At 65.6% G+C, this 15343-nt stretch carries 19 protein-coding genes and 1 pseudogene; 14 read left to right on the forward strand and 6 right to left on the reverse strand.

Annotation, left to right across the window (positions count from 1 at the left end; all coding sequences use genetic code 11):
- Positions 1–148: 148 nt before the first annotated feature.
- Positions 149–844, reverse strand: coding sequence for a hypothetical protein (locus tag CV1CTNOD_RS06550; RefSeq protein ID WP_131785267.1), 696 nt, complete (start codon positions 842–844; stop codon positions 149–151).
- Between the two features lie 3 nt (positions 845–847).
- On the opposite strand from CV1CTNOD_RS06550, the gene CV1CTNOD_RS06555 reads away from it, so the two are divergent.
- Entirely contained in the window at positions 848–1294 is a 447-nt protein-coding gene (locus CV1CTNOD_RS06555) for a hypothetical protein (protein WP_242606421.1), read from the forward strand.
- 18 nt (positions 1295–1312) lie between these two features.
- On the opposite strand, the pseudogene CV1CTNOD_RS06560 reads toward CV1CTNOD_RS06555, so the two are convergent.
- A pseudogene (locus CV1CTNOD_RS06560) lies at positions 1313–1681 on the reverse strand (HAD family hydrolase); the annotation flags it as partial.
- Between CV1CTNOD_RS06560 and CV1CTNOD_RS27660 the strand changes: the two are divergent.
- Both CV1CTNOD_RS27660 and CV1CTNOD_RS06570 read left to right on the forward strand, forming a co-directional pair.
- The gene (locus CV1CTNOD_RS27660) at positions 1629–1760 is read left to right on the forward strand and encodes a DUF397 domain-containing protein (protein WP_131785268.1); all 132 of its coding nucleotides are present in this window, start codon (positions 1629–1631) and stop codon (positions 1758–1760) included. The pseudogene CV1CTNOD_RS06560 and the gene CV1CTNOD_RS27660 sit on opposite strands and share 53 nt — an antisense overlap.
- A gap of 161 nt (positions 1761–1921) precedes the next feature.
- Positions 1922–2134, forward strand: coding sequence for a hypothetical protein (locus CV1CTNOD_RS06570; RefSeq protein ID WP_131785269.1), 213 nt, complete (start codon positions 1922–1924; stop codon positions 2132–2134).
- A 181-nt stretch (positions 2135–2315) separates the two neighbouring features.
- On the opposite strand, the gene CV1CTNOD_RS06575 is transcribed toward CV1CTNOD_RS06570, so the two are convergent.
- Positions 2316–2909, reverse strand: a complete 594-nt coding sequence (locus CV1CTNOD_RS06575) for a GNAT family N-acetyltransferase (RefSeq protein ID WP_165485347.1) — start codon at positions 2907–2909, stop codon at positions 2316–2318.
- A complete protein-coding gene (locus CV1CTNOD_RS06580; protein WP_131785271.1) occupies positions 2906–4252 on the reverse strand; it encodes a helix-turn-helix domain-containing protein in 1347 nt (448 codons plus the stop codon). Before CV1CTNOD_RS06580 ends, CV1CTNOD_RS06575 begins: the two co-directional genes overlap by 4 nt.
- Positions 4253–4661: 409 nt before the next feature.
- Here CV1CTNOD_RS06580 and CV1CTNOD_RS06585 point away from each other — a divergent pair, with 409 nt between their 5' ends.
- From CV1CTNOD_RS06585 to CV1CTNOD_RS06605, 6 genes are all read left to right on the forward strand, one after another.
- The gene (locus CV1CTNOD_RS06585; protein ID WP_131785272.1) at positions 4662–4850 is read left to right on the forward strand and encodes a hypothetical protein; all 189 of its coding nucleotides are present in this window, start codon (positions 4662–4664) and stop codon (positions 4848–4850) included.
- 139 nt (positions 4851–4989) lie between these two features.
- Complete coding sequence (locus CV1CTNOD_RS24480) at positions 4990–5163, forward strand: hypothetical protein (protein WP_165485348.1); 174 nt, start codon at positions 4990–4992, stop codon at positions 5161–5163.
- Between the two features lie 152 nt (positions 5164–5315).
- On the forward strand, positions 5316–5555 hold the full coding sequence (locus tag CV1CTNOD_RS06590; protein ID WP_431607080.1) for a DUF397 domain-containing protein: 240 nt from the start codon (positions 5316–5318) through the stop codon (positions 5553–5555).
- 147 nt (positions 5556–5702) lie between these two features.
- Positions 5703–6035, forward strand: coding sequence for a putative ATP-grasp-modified RiPP (tgmA, locus tag CV1CTNOD_RS27275; protein ID WP_278043869.1), 333 nt, complete (start codon positions 5703–5705; stop codon positions 6033–6035).
- A 3-nt stretch (positions 6036–6038) separates the two neighbouring features.
- Positions 6039–7007, forward strand: coding sequence for an ATP-grasp ribosomal peptide maturase (tgmB, locus tag CV1CTNOD_RS06600; protein WP_131785274.1), 969 nt, complete (start codon positions 6039–6041; stop codon positions 7005–7007).
- Positions 7004–8191, forward strand: coding sequence for a methyltransferase domain-containing protein (locus tag CV1CTNOD_RS06605; protein ID WP_165485349.1), 1188 nt, complete (start codon positions 7004–7006; stop codon positions 8189–8191). The genes tgmB and CV1CTNOD_RS06605 overlap by 4 nt, the downstream gene beginning before the upstream one ends.
- Before the next feature lie 529 nt (positions 8192–8720).
- Here CV1CTNOD_RS06605 and CV1CTNOD_RS06610 read toward each other — a convergent pair.
- Positions 8721–9944 (reverse strand): FAD-dependent oxidoreductase, encoded by a 1224-nt coding sequence (locus CV1CTNOD_RS06610; RefSeq protein ID WP_131785276.1) that lies wholly within the window; start codon positions 9942–9944, stop codon positions 8721–8723.
- A gap of 44 nt (positions 9945–9988) precedes the next feature.
- Complete coding sequence (locus CV1CTNOD_RS28140; protein ID WP_431607081.1) at positions 9989–10300, reverse strand: hypothetical protein; 312 nt, start codon at positions 10298–10300, stop codon at positions 9989–9991.
- A 92-nt stretch (positions 10301–10392) separates the two neighbouring features.
- Here CV1CTNOD_RS28140 and CV1CTNOD_RS06615 point away from each other — a divergent pair, with 92 nt between their 5' ends.
- The 5 genes from CV1CTNOD_RS06615 to CV1CTNOD_RS24485 all read left to right on the forward strand — a co-directional run.
- A complete protein-coding gene (locus CV1CTNOD_RS06615; RefSeq protein ID WP_131785277.1) occupies positions 10393–12072 on the forward strand; it encodes a right-handed parallel beta-helix repeat-containing protein in 1680 nt (559 codons plus the stop codon).
- Between the two features lie 389 nt (positions 12073–12461).
- Positions 12462–12821, forward strand: coding sequence for a WXG100 family type VII secretion target (locus tag CV1CTNOD_RS06620; protein ID WP_207386240.1), 360 nt, complete (start codon positions 12462–12464; stop codon positions 12819–12821).
- A 39-nt stretch (positions 12822–12860) separates the two neighbouring features.
- A complete protein-coding gene (locus tag CV1CTNOD_RS06625; RefSeq protein WP_131785278.1) occupies positions 12861–13172 on the forward strand; it encodes a WXG100 family type VII secretion target in 312 nt (103 codons plus the stop codon).
- A gap of 95 nt (positions 13173–13267) precedes the next feature.
- Positions 13268–14257 (forward strand): hypothetical protein, encoded by a 990-nt coding sequence (locus tag CV1CTNOD_RS06630; RefSeq protein ID WP_207386238.1) that lies wholly within the window; start codon positions 13268–13270, stop codon positions 14255–14257.
- A gap of 10 nt (positions 14258–14267) precedes the next feature.
- A partial coding sequence (locus tag CV1CTNOD_RS24485; protein WP_207386239.1) for a hypothetical protein occupies positions 14268–15343 on the forward strand: 1076 nt, incomplete at its 3' end.

Below are 15343 nucleotides of genomic sequence, written 5' to 3' on the forward strand. Positions count from 1 at the left end.
TCTACCCGTCGTTCAATACGACGGGCGCCAGTTGCCGGTCCGACATGCTACGGTGAACGCCCGGCAAGGCAAGCGCATGCGGCACCGAAGTTACTCTGGCCTGTGTAGGTGCCCGCGAGATTCACCTCTGCGATACGGCGGTACAATCTCAACCATTCATGTTCGCAGGGGGCGCCGCGCGGCGCAGCCGTTCATCGAGCTCGCGCACCACCATGCTGCTCTGGAAGCGATCCGGAATGCCGGCGCGCAGGCCTCGCACCCTTGCCACTATCCGGGCCGAGCGTGTTCGTGTCGCGATGTCGAAGGCGTCGCCGAGCAGTCCGCACGCCGCGTCCAGCTCGCCGCAGGCAAGGAGAGCCTCCGCCAGATGTCCGAGGAACTGCGCCCGTTCGCGCACGAGATGGCCAGGATGCCGCGCGAGTGCTTCCTCCAGCGCCCGCGCCGCGTTCCGGGCCTGTCCGAGTCCCAGATACGCGCGGCCGGCCGAGGAGGTCAGGTGCGCCGGCGGATGGAAGAAAGACAGCCAGCCGGGCGTCGGCTCATCGGACGGCATCGCGCTGAAATCCTCCGCTGCTCCGTAGGAGCGCCATGCTGCGGCGCCGTCCCCAAGACGGGCGTACGTATGGCTGGCCATGGCGGCCAGCCAGGCCTGAGTCGTCGACTGCCCGGCCCTCACCGCGACCTTCTCTGCTCCGGTGAGAACATCCGCGGCTTGACCGTCCTCCCCGAGGTGAATTAGCGCGAGGGCCTCACTCCCCAGCACCCACGCCTGCAGTTTCTGATCGCCGCCGCGCTGCAGCACTGCTGGCACAGCGTCGATCCCATCGTCCGGTCCTGGCTGCACTGCGTGTCCTCCGAGATCGAAGCCAGAAGCGGCGCCTCGGCGACCAGCCGCCACCAGATCGACCTCGCCGAAGCATCGCTACCCGACGGTCCCAGCGATCTCGCGTGGTTCGACTTCTACGACGCGGCTCGCCTCGATTCCTTCGCCGGCTATGCCGCCCTCACCACCGGAGATCACCCGGAAGCCGCTCAGCGGCTGGCCTCGGCGGCGGACCGACTCGGCGCGCAGGGAAGCAAACAGCGCAGCGTCATCCTGGCCGATCTCGCCGGAGCGCATGGCCGGGACGGCGACCGCGTCGCTGACTATCTCGGCCAAGCGATCGACGCGCTCACCGTCGACTGGTACGCGACCGGGATGGACCGCGTACGCGCGATCCGGCCGCTCCTGGCAGACAGCAAGCACGGTCGACACCTCGACGGCCAGATCAGAGCGCTGTCGCCAGCGTCGTGACCTCCAACCTGTGAAGTGTCAGTTCGCCTCGTTGTGTTTGCGCACCAGATCCGGTGGCTCGGTCAACGAGTCGAGGTGGAACAGGCAGCGATCGTCGACTGCGGGGTCCTCAAGGATGTGGCCCCACGGACCCCGGCGGATGAGGGCAGTCGCCAAGCCAACGGCCTGCGCGGGACGGATGTCATTGTCGAGCCGGTCACCGACGTAGAGCACCTCCCGGGCCGGGCAACCCGCTTCGGCGACGACACGCTCGAAGAACTCCGCCGATGGCTTCTCCACACCCCAGCCGTCCGACGTGCCGATCACGTCGACGGGGAGATCCAGCGCCCGCAGGATGGCTTCGGCTCGGGCGGTCTGGTTGCCCGCCAGGCCGACCAGCCAGCCCGACGGGCCTGTCCTGTCGTTCTCTCGTGAGGAATGGCGGGCCTTCACAGACGGCGCGAAGGAAGGCGAGTTCGACATCTGAGCCGCCCCACAGCCCCCGGGTCATTGCAAAGTCGTGTTTGTGCTGGTCATGGGGGTGATCGCCTGGTCGGGCGAGTCCGCCATCCTCGCGGCACGTCGAGCGCGCTGACCAACCTGGGAGCCGACCGGCGGTCGGTCACCGAACTCGCTACAGCGCTGGGAATGCCGACTGCCACCGTCTACACCTGGATCTACCGGGGATGGGTCACCGCACGCCACGATCCGGACGGCAAAAACTGGATCATCACCGCTGACGCCACCGAGATCCAGCGTCTCCGTGAACGCCGGGCCCGTCCACCCGGTTACCACACCCGGGCCCGCTGGACCGAACCCGACGAACACGCGGAACCGAGCCAGGAAGAAACCCAGACGTGAAAGACAACCACGGCTTGAGGCACACCACCGGTGGCTCATCTCATGTTCCCAGCGCATCGCGTCGAGAGCGGCTCTGGCGCTACTCCTGACGTCCGACGCACAAAAGCCCGGCCCCGCGTTTCAATCTCTCGCAGGGGGGCCGATGAGGACTGCGGATGCCCTCAGCGGGACGATGAAGGCGTCAGCGTAGCGCATCCTCCGGCGAGGTGACAGCTTCAGCGTCTCGCAGGGATCGGACCAGCGCGAAGTAGGTCGGGGCGGTGTCCCATGGTCGCAGGTGTCCAATTGTCTGATATCCCCATGACGCATATGCGGCACGCGCCGGGGCGGCTTCCGGTTCGGGACGGGCGAGAAGGACTACCCGGGCCTCCTCGCGGTCGGCGAGGAGTGCTGTGTGGAGGGCTCGGCTGAGGCCCTGCCGGCGATAGCCGGCGAGCACTGCGAGTTCGATGATGGCGTACGAACGACGGCCGTTCTCGATGGTGAACTCGGGTGGCGCGGGCTCGAGGAGGCCGTCCCACCAGCCGGTTTCGGCGGTGAGCCGATGTCCGAAGGTCATCCCAACCGGCCGGTCGTCGATGGTGGCTGTGACCGCGCGGAAGCCGGGGGCCTTGACTCGGCGGGGCCAGTCGGCGGCGAACTCGGCGACGTCGTCCGGGCCCTCGCAGTAGGGGGGTTCGGCGTAGACCTCGGCGTAGACGGGTCGGATCAGCTCGAGCAGCAACTGCGGATCCTGGTCGCCGTCGTGGACCGTTAGCGTCCAAGGGGTCGTCACGTAGTCGCCCCTGCGAGCGGGTAGGCGCGGGCCCACTCCACGAACCCGCGGACCGTGGAGCTGGCGTCCCGGGCCTCGAGGATATTGACGGCCTGCCCGATATGGCTGCGAATGCGTGCTGAGTCCACCCCGGCAGTACGAAGGATCGCCTGGCCGGTGACCTCCATGGCCTCGTCTGGCCGGCCGGCGGTAGCGAGGACGCGGCCGTGGCTGGCGAGGTAGGCGGCATGGTTGCGGGCGAATCGCGGGTCAACCGCGGTGACTGCCTCACCGGCAGCGGTCACGGCGGTGTCAATATCGCCGAGGATCTCCGCAGCTTTCATCCTGTGACAGGCAAGATCAGCCTGCCCCCAGAACTCCAGCCAGTATGGATCCGCATCCGACTCGGTGCCGATGAGATTATCGGCCTTCGCCAGTGCGGACCAGGCAGCTTTCGGCTCCCTTTGAGCGGCACGGCCGACGGCCTCACGGGCGAGGAGGAGGGATCGAAGCCGGGGGGTGTTACGGGTTGCTGCGCAGCGCTGCGCAGCACGAGCCAGATTGACCACGTCGCGGGGAGTACCGACGGTGGATGCGGCCAGTGACATGGATGCGAACGCGACCGTGGAAACGTCGTCGTCATCGGCGGTCTGTGCGGCGTGCAGTGCCTCCAGCCACCAGTAGCGGGCGTCCTGCTCGCGGCCGGCGTCATGGGCGAGCCAGCCGGCATGTTCGGTGGCTTCGCCGAGCACCCGGGTGAGCGCATCGCCAACGTCTGGCGTGTGGCTGGAGGTTTGGAGTGCCCGCCGCATCTGGTTGACTGCGGCAACGGTGAGCCGGTAGGCGGCACCGCCACCGTAGGTGTTGTCCAGTTCGTACAGGTAGCCGAGGTGGCGCCGGTACATGGCCACATCCGCGGTGCCGATGCGGGCGGGAGCGTCAACGGCGTCCGGAGGTGGTGTCGGCACTGACCATGCCGCGTCGGGCCAGTCGAGCGCGGCACCGGCAAGAACGCCGACGGCAAGCTGATGGAACTCCCGTCTCTGCACATCCTCATCGTGTATCGCGCTGGCGGAATCGTCCATGGTTTCGGGGGCGAGCCCCAGCAGATGTCCGGGGATGTTGAGGCCGGAGGCGATGCGTTGGATCAGGTCGAGGCTCATGACCTGTTCTCTGCCGCGTTCGATGGCGCTGATCCGCGGTTGGGCGATTCCGCCGATGAGCTCGGCGAGATCCTGCTGCGTGGACCCAGTCCACCGCCGATAGATCCGGAAGATGGCACCGATGTCCTTGCCTGCGAGCGCGGGGGCCATGTCCGGCCGTTGCCAGAGGTCGGGCGGAGGGGCCCTGCGTTCGCGTGGCATTCGTGTATCCCCGTTCGATCACGTCTGTTGATACGGATCGTAATAGATGCGCCACGTATACGGCGCTGGGATTGGACTCGACACGTGGACGGTAGATCGTCTAATCCGTCAGATCCCATCCGGACGAGCAGGAGGCGCCGTGGCGAGTTCCACCTTTTACGCCGTCGCGGTACTTGAGCAGCCATTGGCTGGCGGGGCGGACCTCGCCGAAATCGTTCTGATGTTCGAAAGCCGGATGGCTGCGCAGTCGTACGGTGCCGCTAACTGCCCGGATCGATATGCAATCGCTCCGGTCCGGTTCAACCTGCCCGAAGCTGGAGGTGCGCGATGGACCGGGCCATGACCTCGACACAGGGCGGATCTACGCCCCGGCACCCATCGAGCCACCGGACAGCACGCCCCGCAGCCGTTGCAGCCGATCATTGGCGGTTCGGACACGCCCTACGCGGTCATCGCGCTCAACCCGTCAGGCGAGCCGGAACGAGTTCTGATCATCTTCACCAGCCAGGCGCAAGCGGAAGCGCACGCCCTGTACCACCGGCTCGACTCCTACCGGATCGTGCCCGCCCAGTTCTCCCTCGGCGACCCGGGAACCTGACCTGAAGGGACCCGGGAACCTGACCTGAAGGGAAGCCATGCCCCAGCCGAAAACCTTCACCCGGCGACCGCCAATGTCGGCCCGGATAGCCGGGCACGCCTTACCGCCAACCGGAACCGACATCCGTTCTGAGGTCCCGGTGGACGCCGTGCTGTACGCCTTTGTGGTCTACGGGCCGGACCGGCAGCCGGTCGAAGTGCTCCTGCCGTTCCCGAGCGTGGCTGCCGCCGACCATCACGCGCAGGGCCGCAATCTCGACGGCCGCGTGGTGCCGATCACTTTCCCGTTTCACTCTCCCCGTACGGGGACCTGAGACCAGGCCCCCGCCATCCGTATCTGGTGAGCAGGGCGGGGGCCTGCCACACGCGCGCCGGCCCGGCGTGTACCCGCCCCTCCCTTGTCAGCAGTGGGCGTGGCCGTGGGCCGGCGCGTGCACCACCATCCATCCACCGAAAGGAAAGATTCGTGGCCGACATCCGTAACCTGAAGAAACCCGATGTCGACGAGATCGTCGTCGGCAACTTGGGCTGGATCACGTCCAGCTACTCCAACGGCGCCGGTGGTATGTGCGTCGAAGTCGCGAAACTCGACGACGGAGTCATCCTCCGGGACTCCGTCCAGCCCGACGGGCCTGTCCTGTCGTTCTCTCGTGAGGAATGGCGGGCCTTCACAGACGGCGCGAAGGAAGGCGAGTTCGACATCTGAGCCGCCCCACAGCCCCCGGGCCCTCGCTGCGCCCCTCCACTGCAGCGAGGGCCCGGTACAGGTCTCCGTCTTTCGCCAGCCTGAGGGCTGACCGACAAGTAACCTGATGTGTTCCAAGCGTCGATAATCAGAGGTGGGTTGACCGGGATGTTTCCCTTAGAAGATCGTCTGCCGGCCTATCCGGTTGCGTCTCGGCTACCTGAGACAGGTCTGCCGGTACGCCCTTGGGGTGTTACTCAGGCTCGACCCTGTCGAGATCAAGCGGCCCCGCCTGAGGTGCCGGAAATTGTGCGCATTGAACTGGACCCGGTCACGCAGCTATCTGTCTGTTATGACGCCGATGGACGAGTGATAACCGACGCCGGGAAGCATCGGAAGACCTACGAGTGGCGCGAGCGATCGCGCCAGACCCCTGATCCCAACGACGGCAGCGGCCAGACCGTTGCCGATCATGAGCGAGTTCAGGTCGAGGTCGACTGATTTATGTCCGACCGTCAGGTTCTCGTGATTACGTCGCTTCAGGATACGACTGCCGATGATGTGATCACCGAGCTTGGAAGGCGTGGCGTTCCCGTAGCTCGGGTTGATCTGGCAGATTTTCCCTGCAACGTGACTTTGGCGGCGCGAACGCGGTCGGCCCCCGATACGCAGTCTGTGCATGTCGGGACGCTTCGCAGCGCGTCACGGAGCATCGATCTCGGCAACGTTCGCGCCGTGTACTATCGACGTCCAGAGCCGTTCCATTTCCCATTGATGGAGCCAGAGGATCGCCGGTTTGCGGTTATGCAGGCGAACTATGGATTCGGTGGCGTCCTCGCCGCCCTCTCCGGCTGCCTCTATGTCAATCATCCCCAACGGATCGCGGACGCGGACGTGAAGCCGGCTCAGCTCGCGGTCGCCGCCGATGTCGGGTTTAACGTTCCCGAGACGTTGATAACGAACGACCCGGACGAGGCACGCCGGTTCGCCGCCGAGGTTGGGGCCATCGTCTACAAGCCGTTTCGTGTCCCGCTGCTGCATAGCCGCGATAACGAACCGTTGACGATGTATGTCCGCGAAGCGAATCCGACGGACTTCGACGAGTCGATCGGGCTTACCGCCCACATGTTCCAAGCACTTGTTGACAAGGTCGCAGATATACGCGTAACCGTTATTGGCTCACACATTTTTGCCGTCCGTATAGATAGCGATCTGCTTGATTGGCGTGCAGATTTCAGCGTACACAGGTACACTGTTATTGATACACCTCCGCTACTCGTCCGAGCGATGCGCGAGTACCTTAGACGGTTTGGATTGGTGTTCGGCGCGTTCGACTTTGCGTTGAGCGAAGACGGAGCGTGGTCATTTCTTGAATGCAACGCCAACGGGCAATGGGCATGGTTGGAGGAATCTACCGGCCTGCCGATGACCGCGGCGCTTGTCGACCTTCTTCAGAGGAAGCACGTTTCATGATGGCGGACGACGGTTTGGTCGATGATGTTGGTGTACGCCTGGCTCGGCTCGCGACGACGCTGACCGCACAGGGAGCGCTTCGCTCCAACACATGGCGGGAGGCGCTGCTTGCGGTCCCCCGCCATGTCTTTCTTCCGCGGTTCTATCGAAAGAAACCTGGCACCTTTGATTATGAGCCGGTGATTCGTGAGCCAATCGGCGACCGGGCGTGGTTGGATTTGGTCTACTCCGACGAGACGTGGGTCACGCAGGTTGACGGCAAGGACGATCTGTGGTCCGATCACCCGCGGGCTCTCAGCGGACGGGGTACGTGCTCATCCACGATGCCGAGCCTGGTCGTCGGGATGCTGGAATCCCTCGACCTGTCCGACGATCACACGGTGCTGGAGGTGGGCACCGGCACCGGATATTCGACGGCCCTTTTGTGCCGCCGACTCGGCCCGGACCGAGTGGTGTCGGTGGAAGTGGACCGCACCCTTTCGCAGCGTGCAGAGGTCGCGCTCGCCCAACTCGGGTTCGCTCCCACCCTTGTTGTTGGAGACGGCGCCCTAGAATTTCCTGATCGGGCGCCGTACGATCGGATCATCGGATCGTGTTCATTCACCCACGTCCCTTACCGCTGGGTAGAGCAGACCCGCCCGGGAGGGCTTATCGAGGTAATTCTTACAGGCAGCATCACCGGCGGCCCGAGAGTCATCCTCGAGGTGAAGGACGATAAAATGGCTGCCGGGATGCTGGATGCGCAGATGCTAGGATTCATGGTTTCACGGCCACAGATACAGCCACCGCCACCACCCGGCATCATTCCGAAGCGGGATCCTTCACACGAGCGCATTAGCGACATCGATCCGTCGATTTTCGACGACGATCGGTTCCAATTTCTATTGCAGTCGCGTATCCCCGGCCTGACCTACAGCGGGCTGTTCCACCCTCCTGACCACGACGCGCTCTTCCGTACCCACGATCCGGAAAGATGGGCGTATGTGTATATCGACGATGATGATCGGCTACGGGTCCAGGAGAGTGACAGCGGAGCGCCTTCCTGGACGATCATCGAGGACACCGCACGTACCTGGGACCGGCTCGGCCGCCCAGGACTCAACGCTTTCCGTCTCACCGTGGCCTCGCACCAGCAGACCTTGACCATTCCTGGCGAAGACACGAGATGGCAGGTGTTCTTCTAGCGCGTGTCTCCCCGATTATGTGCGGAGCCAGATCACGAGAACGGCAGCGGTGACGGTCCACTCGACCACCCGCGCCATCCGTATGACTGAGCGCAACAGCTTGTATCGTGTGCCCTCGCGTCAGTCAGGCAACTTGAGATCGTTTATACCGACACGGGTGAGAGACTTCGCCTATGGGCCCGGGACCTCGGCCAACGTGCCGATCTGGTCCCAGTGTCGCATGACCATCTTCAAGATCTCCTACATGTTCATGTGCCCTGCCTGGGTAAGAAACAAGCCCTTGACCGAGCAGACGCGCAGAAGGCGCTTCTCGATCAACCGACAGCGGATACGCCTGTCACGGTTGATCAGGAGGAAAGGGGCCTCCCCGACGATCGGAACCCACACGTCATCGAGTAGACCTCGCGGTCCAAGACGGTGATCCTCATGTCCGCGTCATGCCTCATGTCCGCGTCATGCCGCATGTCCGCGTCATGCCGCATCGGTGCCATGGCATGACGCACGTCGCACGGCTTTGGGCCGGTGGACGTCAGCTGGGCTGGTTCGTCGGGACGCCTGTGGCCGTCACCGGCGCATCCCAGTCGATGTGGTGCTGGTGCATCCAGGCCAGCGATTCGGCGCCGGTCCCGGCAGCGTGCTTGAGCACCAGCGGCAGCACGAGGCTTCGGGCCAGCCGCCCGACTGGCCCGACCGAGCGTAGCCGGCTGGACTTCCGGCCCTCGGCCACGACCCGCTCCACCCGTGGTCGGCGCAGCGCCTCGAACCGGGCGAACGCCCGCGGCGCCGGCAGGTCGCGCAGGCACTGCCCGAGTACGACCGCGTCCTCGATCGCCATCGACGCGCCCTGGCCGGACGACGGCGAGGTGGCGTGCGCGGCGTCGCCGATCAGTACGGTCCGGTCGTCGTGCCAGACCGGGACGGCGGGCAGGTCGTACGTCGTCCAGCCGGTCAGCGGCCCGGGGGTGGCATCGATCAGATCCACGATCGGGGACTGGTCGACCTCGTAGAGCCGGCGCAGCGAGTCCCGCCATTCCGCGTCGCCGATCCGTCCCAGCTCGCCGTCGGCCGGCTCGTCCCGCCGTGGCGGGTTGGCGAACCACCACGTCTGCCCGGCGGGAGTGACGATGCGCCCGGAGAACGCCCGCCTGCCGAAAGCCATTGTCAGTACGCCGGGGCGGTCACCGGGCGGCACCAGGTCGGCGTAGCCACCCACGTTCAGCGCCGGGACGTAGCGCGCCCGCGGGCCGGACGGGTTCAGCAGCTCCCGTACCCGCGAGCGGATGCCGTCGCAGCCGACGAGCAGGTCGCCCGCCGCGGTGCTGCCGTCGGTGAAAGAGGCGACGACCCCGTCGACGTCGCTGGTCATGCCCACCAGACGCCGGCCGTGCCGGATCGTGATTCCCCTGCGGGACGCTTCGTCCCGTAGGGCGCGGTGCAGGTCGGACCGCTTTATCGACAGCCCTGTGCTCCCGCCCGGCAGCGGTCGGCCGGTCGGGATCTCACCAAGCGGCCTGCCGGCGCTGGTACGGAAGGCGATCGACGCTGTCGGGACGCCAAGTTCACTGACGGTACGGTCTGCGCCGATCGCCCGCAGCGCATCCAGGCCGTTGGTCTGTAGGCCGAGCCACGAGCCGACGTCCGTGGTCGGGGCCGGGTACGCCTCGTACACGACGACGTCGATCCCGGCTCGCTGCAGGGCCATCGCGGCGACCGGGCCGGCGATCCCGGCACCGATGATTAGCGCTGTTGGCATGATTGCCTTGCTCCCCCCGGAACTGTTCATCGCTAGTGATGTCTTCAGCACTCACAGCGTTCAACGCCACGAGTGTAGAGGCTAAAGGCGTCTGCCCGACAGCGGTGAGTGATGGAAACGCTGGCGGATGTTGGTGGACGTGCGCGAACGATGGATGCCTGTGCGGCCTGTGCGGCCTGTGCGGCGGATGTGGCGGATACTGACGCGTGCCTGCAGTGGTTGGGCTTCCGGCGCGGGCAGCAGCACCGGCCGGAGGGGCTCGTCCGGTCCGCCTCGTGCCGGTGGTCGAGACCGGCCAGCAGCCCGGCATGCAGGATCGAGGACCTGCCCACTCCGGAGGACCCCACGAGCACCACCGGACGATGATCGCCCCTGCTCCAGCTCCCGGCGGCCCCGTTTGGCGCCGGATACTCTGGGATGTTCTCTTGACGCCGGACCGGGTGGGGTTATGGCACAAACAGTGACGGTGTCCCCGCGACGGACCGGGGCGTATCCGACGATCCGGGATGCTTTGGAGATCGCGACGGACGGCGCTGTGATCTCCATCGAGCCCGGTGTCTACCTTGAAGCCCTTCGGCTGCGGGGGAGGCGTCTGACTCTGACGGCGGAGGCCGACCCGGGATCGGTGACGATCGACGCGACGGCTGCGGATGGCTCCGCGGTGGCCTGCGACAGCGCGGAGGTGACGCTGCGCGGGCTGGTTCTGGCGGCAGGCGACTATCCGGCGGTGGCCGCGGCCGGCGGCCGACTCCAGATCGACACATGTCAGGTCAGCGCCGGGTACGCGGCCGGGGTCAGCGTGAGCGACGGCGGGCACGTCCAAGCCTGCGACGTCAAGGTGGTTCAGGGGCAGTACGGCATCGTCATCGAGGACGCCGGCGGCATCCTGGACAAGTGCGAGGTGCGCAATATCGCGGACGACGGGATCATCGTGCGCCTCGGCGCGGACCCGACCATCCGCAACTGCACGATCGGGGGCTGCGGCTTCCGCGGGATCTACGTGTACCAGGCGGCGCGGCCGACGATCGAGCGGTGTGACATCTCCGGGACCGGGGACGTGGGCATCTCGGTCGCGCACCACAGTTCGCCGACCATCACCAACAGCTGGGTGCACGGCACCCACGGTGTCGGCATCATGTTCGGCCGCGGGTGCGGCGGCCTCGTTGAGGGCACCCGGGTCGAGGACACGGCCGTGCCCGGCATCCACGTGGATGAGGGCGCCACACCGGTCATCCGTGAGGCCGACGACACCGCGCACAGACCCAAGGTCGGCGTCAGCGCCATCGAGGGGGCGACCGGCCAGGACACGGAGAAGGTCGACAGGCTGCTCGCCGAACTGGACTCGATGATCGGACTGGGTGGGGTCAAGGCCGAGGTGCGGGCACTGATCGACGAGATCCAGGTCAACGAGTGGCGGCGTGACGCCGGTCTGGCCGTCGGCGCGGTCAGCAACCACCTCGTCTTCACCGGCGCCCCGGGCACCGGCAAGACCACGGTCGCCCGACTCTACGGCCAGCTGCTCAAGGCACTGGGGGTGCTGCCCAACGGCAAGTTCAAGGAGGTTGCCCGGCGGGACCTGGTCGGCCAGTACATCGGTCACACCGCCGAGAAGACCACGTCGGTTTTTGAGGAGGCCATGGGCGGCGTCCTGTTCATCGACGAGGCATACACTCTGTCGCGCTCCAGCGGCGCCAGTGCCGACTTCGGTCAGGAGGCCATCGACACGCTCGTCAAGCTCATGGAGGACCACCGTGACCAGGTGGCCGTAATCGTGGCTGGCTACACCGCCGAAATGGCGGACTTCCTGGACGCCAATGCCGGTCTCGCCTCCAGGTTCGCCAAGACACTGGAGTTCGAGAACTACTCGCCGCAGGAACTGGTGCTCATCGCCGACCGCATCGCACGGAACGACGACTACATGCTCGCATCAGGCGTCGACGACGCTCTCTTCGAGTGGTTCAGCCAGATTGAACGCGACCAGAACTTCGGCAACGCGCGCGAGGCGCGCAAACTGTTGGAGGGCATGCGCAAGGCGCAGTCCGGCCGGTTGCGGGCGCTGGGCCGGGTGCCCGGCCGCGACGACCTCCGTACGCTCGTGCTCGACGACCTGCTCGCCGCCACCCGGTAGGCGGGGAGCTGCGCCGGCCGAATCGAGAAGACATCGTATTGGATCTGGACCGGAACGGTGGCGCAAACTGATGGCGCCCGACCCGCCCGCACGACGAGTGGCAGCAGCGGTCCGGCATCGACGAGGCCGATTTCGTGTTCGACGGTGCTGACTCCGATAACCGCCGGTCGCTCGCGGGAACTGGAGCCGGAGTTCGTGAGGCGGGCGAGGGAGATCATGGGGTAAGGGCCCGGCTATCGGCGGGTATCTGCTATGAGTTTTGTTCGTATTGTGCGTTACGGCATACGCTGGACGCGACCGCCAGGTCACGAGACGTGGCGCATGACCTGCGTGCGCTTACCAGGGGAGGCTCCTCGCGGGGGGCACAACACAGGAGCGGGGTGAAAACCATGACGGGTACTCCGGGGATGGGTCAGGTTCACGCGACCCAGGCGCAACTCAACTCGATGGCGTCGAAGTGCGAGGAGACCGGCCAGAGCATCGCGAGTGGCATGGCACAACTCATCGACCGGATCCAGGCGCTGAGCGGTGCCGGCATGGCCGGGCGAGCGAACGTCGCACTGCAGGACGTGTCGTTCCAGCTCAATGAGGGATTGACGAAGATCTTGAACGCGCTGGATGAGCTTGCCGGCAAGATGAGCAGTGCCTCGTCGCAGTATGGCGTGCACGACGACGACGCGGCTCAAGAGATCCGTGCTGCCGCGGCCGCCACCGGCGACAGCTCCGTCATGAGTGTCCTCCGCGGCTGACCGGGTCCGCGACGAGACTTCCGAAAGGTAGGCATATCAATGAGTGGACCGAGCTACGGCGCGGACGGCAGCATCACCTACAACTTCGGCGCTATCGGGGACGTCGCGGCGGCCATCGGTACGTTCGAGGGGACCATGGACGGCTCGCTGCAGGAACTCTACACGGACTTCACCCGGCTCTTCGCCCAGGACTGGACCGGTGCCGCCGGTACAGCCTGCGACGAGGCCCGGACGAAATGGAACCAGGGCGCCGCGGAGATCAAGACAGCGCTTGGCCGGGTCGGCGTGAAGCTCGGCGCGTCCGCGGAGCGCATGCAGCAGCTTGACAACCAGATTGCGGCCAACATGTAGGTTCGCCGATCGCGTCCAGGTGGAGGCTCGACGCCTGTACCTGGACGCGCCGTACCTTGGAAAGACGACATCACGGTCGGTTGGGGAAGTGAATGGTGCGTGATGGGGGTGGCGGCGGGGCGCCGTCGGACTACGAGCACTTCGACGGTCCCGAGGTCACGGTCAATGTCAACGATCTCGTCGGTTACTACGATGAGATGAACAAGATCCAGTTGGCCGCCGCCGGGCCGGCGACCATGGAGGTCTCGGCGTTAACGTTGATGATCCAGAATGGCCTGGCGAAGCCAGCCGCCGACGTCGGCGTCTTTCCTGAGGGCGCGCAGGCCGCGCGGCTTATGCAGCAGCGGCAGAGCGACTTCCAGCACTTCATGACGGATGTGCTGCAGGGCATCCGCAACATCGGCTCTGCCGCCGCGGTCATCGCGGAGGTGTACGAGAACGGTGACAATGAGAACGCGGCCGACCTCGACGACGTTGCGTTCGTGTTCTCCGACCCCAACGCGCGGCCGCCCGCTGGTTTCCGGCCGGTGGAGACCTGGGCGGAATATCAGCAGAAGCTTGCCGAGCAGAGCGGCTCGAACGCGACAGCCCTCACAGGTGACGAGCGCTTTGCCAAGGCGGACCATCCGTCCGGCGGTGTTGTCGTCTACACGTTCGGAGACGACTCCAAGAGGATGATCGCGAGCTACACGAAGACCAACGCCGCGGGCGAGCTCGTGACGGTGAAGGAGACCACGATCTTCGGGGCGGACGACAAGGAGCTTCAGAAGACGACTGAGGAGAGCTACGCCTTCGGCGGCTCGCAGGTGCAGGTCGCCACGGTCACCCGTGGTGACAGCCAGAACGGCAGCTCCTCCACGACGAAGACGGTCACCGGCTCCGATGGTGGCGTCACCGTCACCAACACCACGACCACGACCACGAACGGCAAGCCCGGCGCCGCGGTGGACTCCAAGCCGGTGACGATCGAGCCGGGCGACCACAACTCGGATTCGTCCACTGCCGGCCCGGTGGAGCAGGCCGAGCAGGAGACCGATACTTCAGGCTCAGACCAGTATGTCCAAGCATGGGGCCCTGGATATTGAGGATTATGTCATGGGGGACGACGGAGCATACTTCGGGTACACGACATCCGGCAACGATCGGCTCATGGAGGCATGGCGGATGGCTGCCCGTATGGGCGAGGACATCCGCTACTACCCGCCGGTTGACAGCGGCCAGTACATCGAGCCCACGGTCAATTGGGACGACCCGCATTTCAACAACCAGGACGCCGAGAACGCGGCGTACAAGAATGACACCATTGAGCGGATCTACAAGCGGATCATGGCGCAGGACGCCGGTGTGGTCTACCAGCTCGGCGAGCAGTGGTACAAGGTCGTCCTAGTTATTGATGACCTGATCGGGCGGGTGCTGAAGGCCGCGAACGGCCTCAAGCACGGTGGCGACGGCTCGCCCGGCAACAGGGACGGCTGGACCGGCGCAGGTGCGGACAGCTTTCTCAGGCGCGGTCCCGGTGCCACGCTCAAGTCGCTGGATGACTGGCGAAACGCCGCCGTGAAGAACTGGATCGGGACGTGGTCGTTGTCCTACGCCATCACCAGGCACAAGTCCAAGATGGACGAGCTGTGGAAGCAGTACGAGGGCGCGATGGTGCAGGCGTCACACGACTGGTGGGAGCGGCACGGCAACGCCTACTACTTCCAGGACAGACCGCAGACGCTGGACACGCTCGAGAACGGTCCCACGCACGAGAAGGAAAGCTACGTCGACTATCTCCGCACGATGTCGAACATGTGGAACGAGAGGGCGCAGAAGATCCAGTGGGAGATGGCCCGGGAGTACTGGCAGATCATGGGCGAGGAGCTCGCCGGTGGTCGCGGCGAGGTATATGAGGGCCCGAGCGACGCGGTCCGGGAGAACCCGAAGTTCATTGCCCAGTACCGCGCAGCCCAGTTCGGCGTGCCGAACATCACCGTGCCGAACGTCACGGCACCGAGGGTCACGGCACCGAACATCAGCACGCCCAGCATCAGCGCGCAGAACCTCAGCGCGCAGAACCTCAGCGTGCAGAACCTCAGCGTGCAGAACCTCAGCGTGCAGAACCTCAGCGTGCAGAACCTCAGCGTGCAGAACCTCAGCGTGCAGAACCTCAGCGCGCAGAACCTCAG

The organism is Protofrankia symbiont of Coriaria ruscifolia (assembly GCF_900634745.1).
Classification (GTDB): domain Bacteria; phylum Actinomycetota; class Actinomycetes; order Frankiales; family Frankiaceae; genus Protofrankia; species Protofrankia californiensis.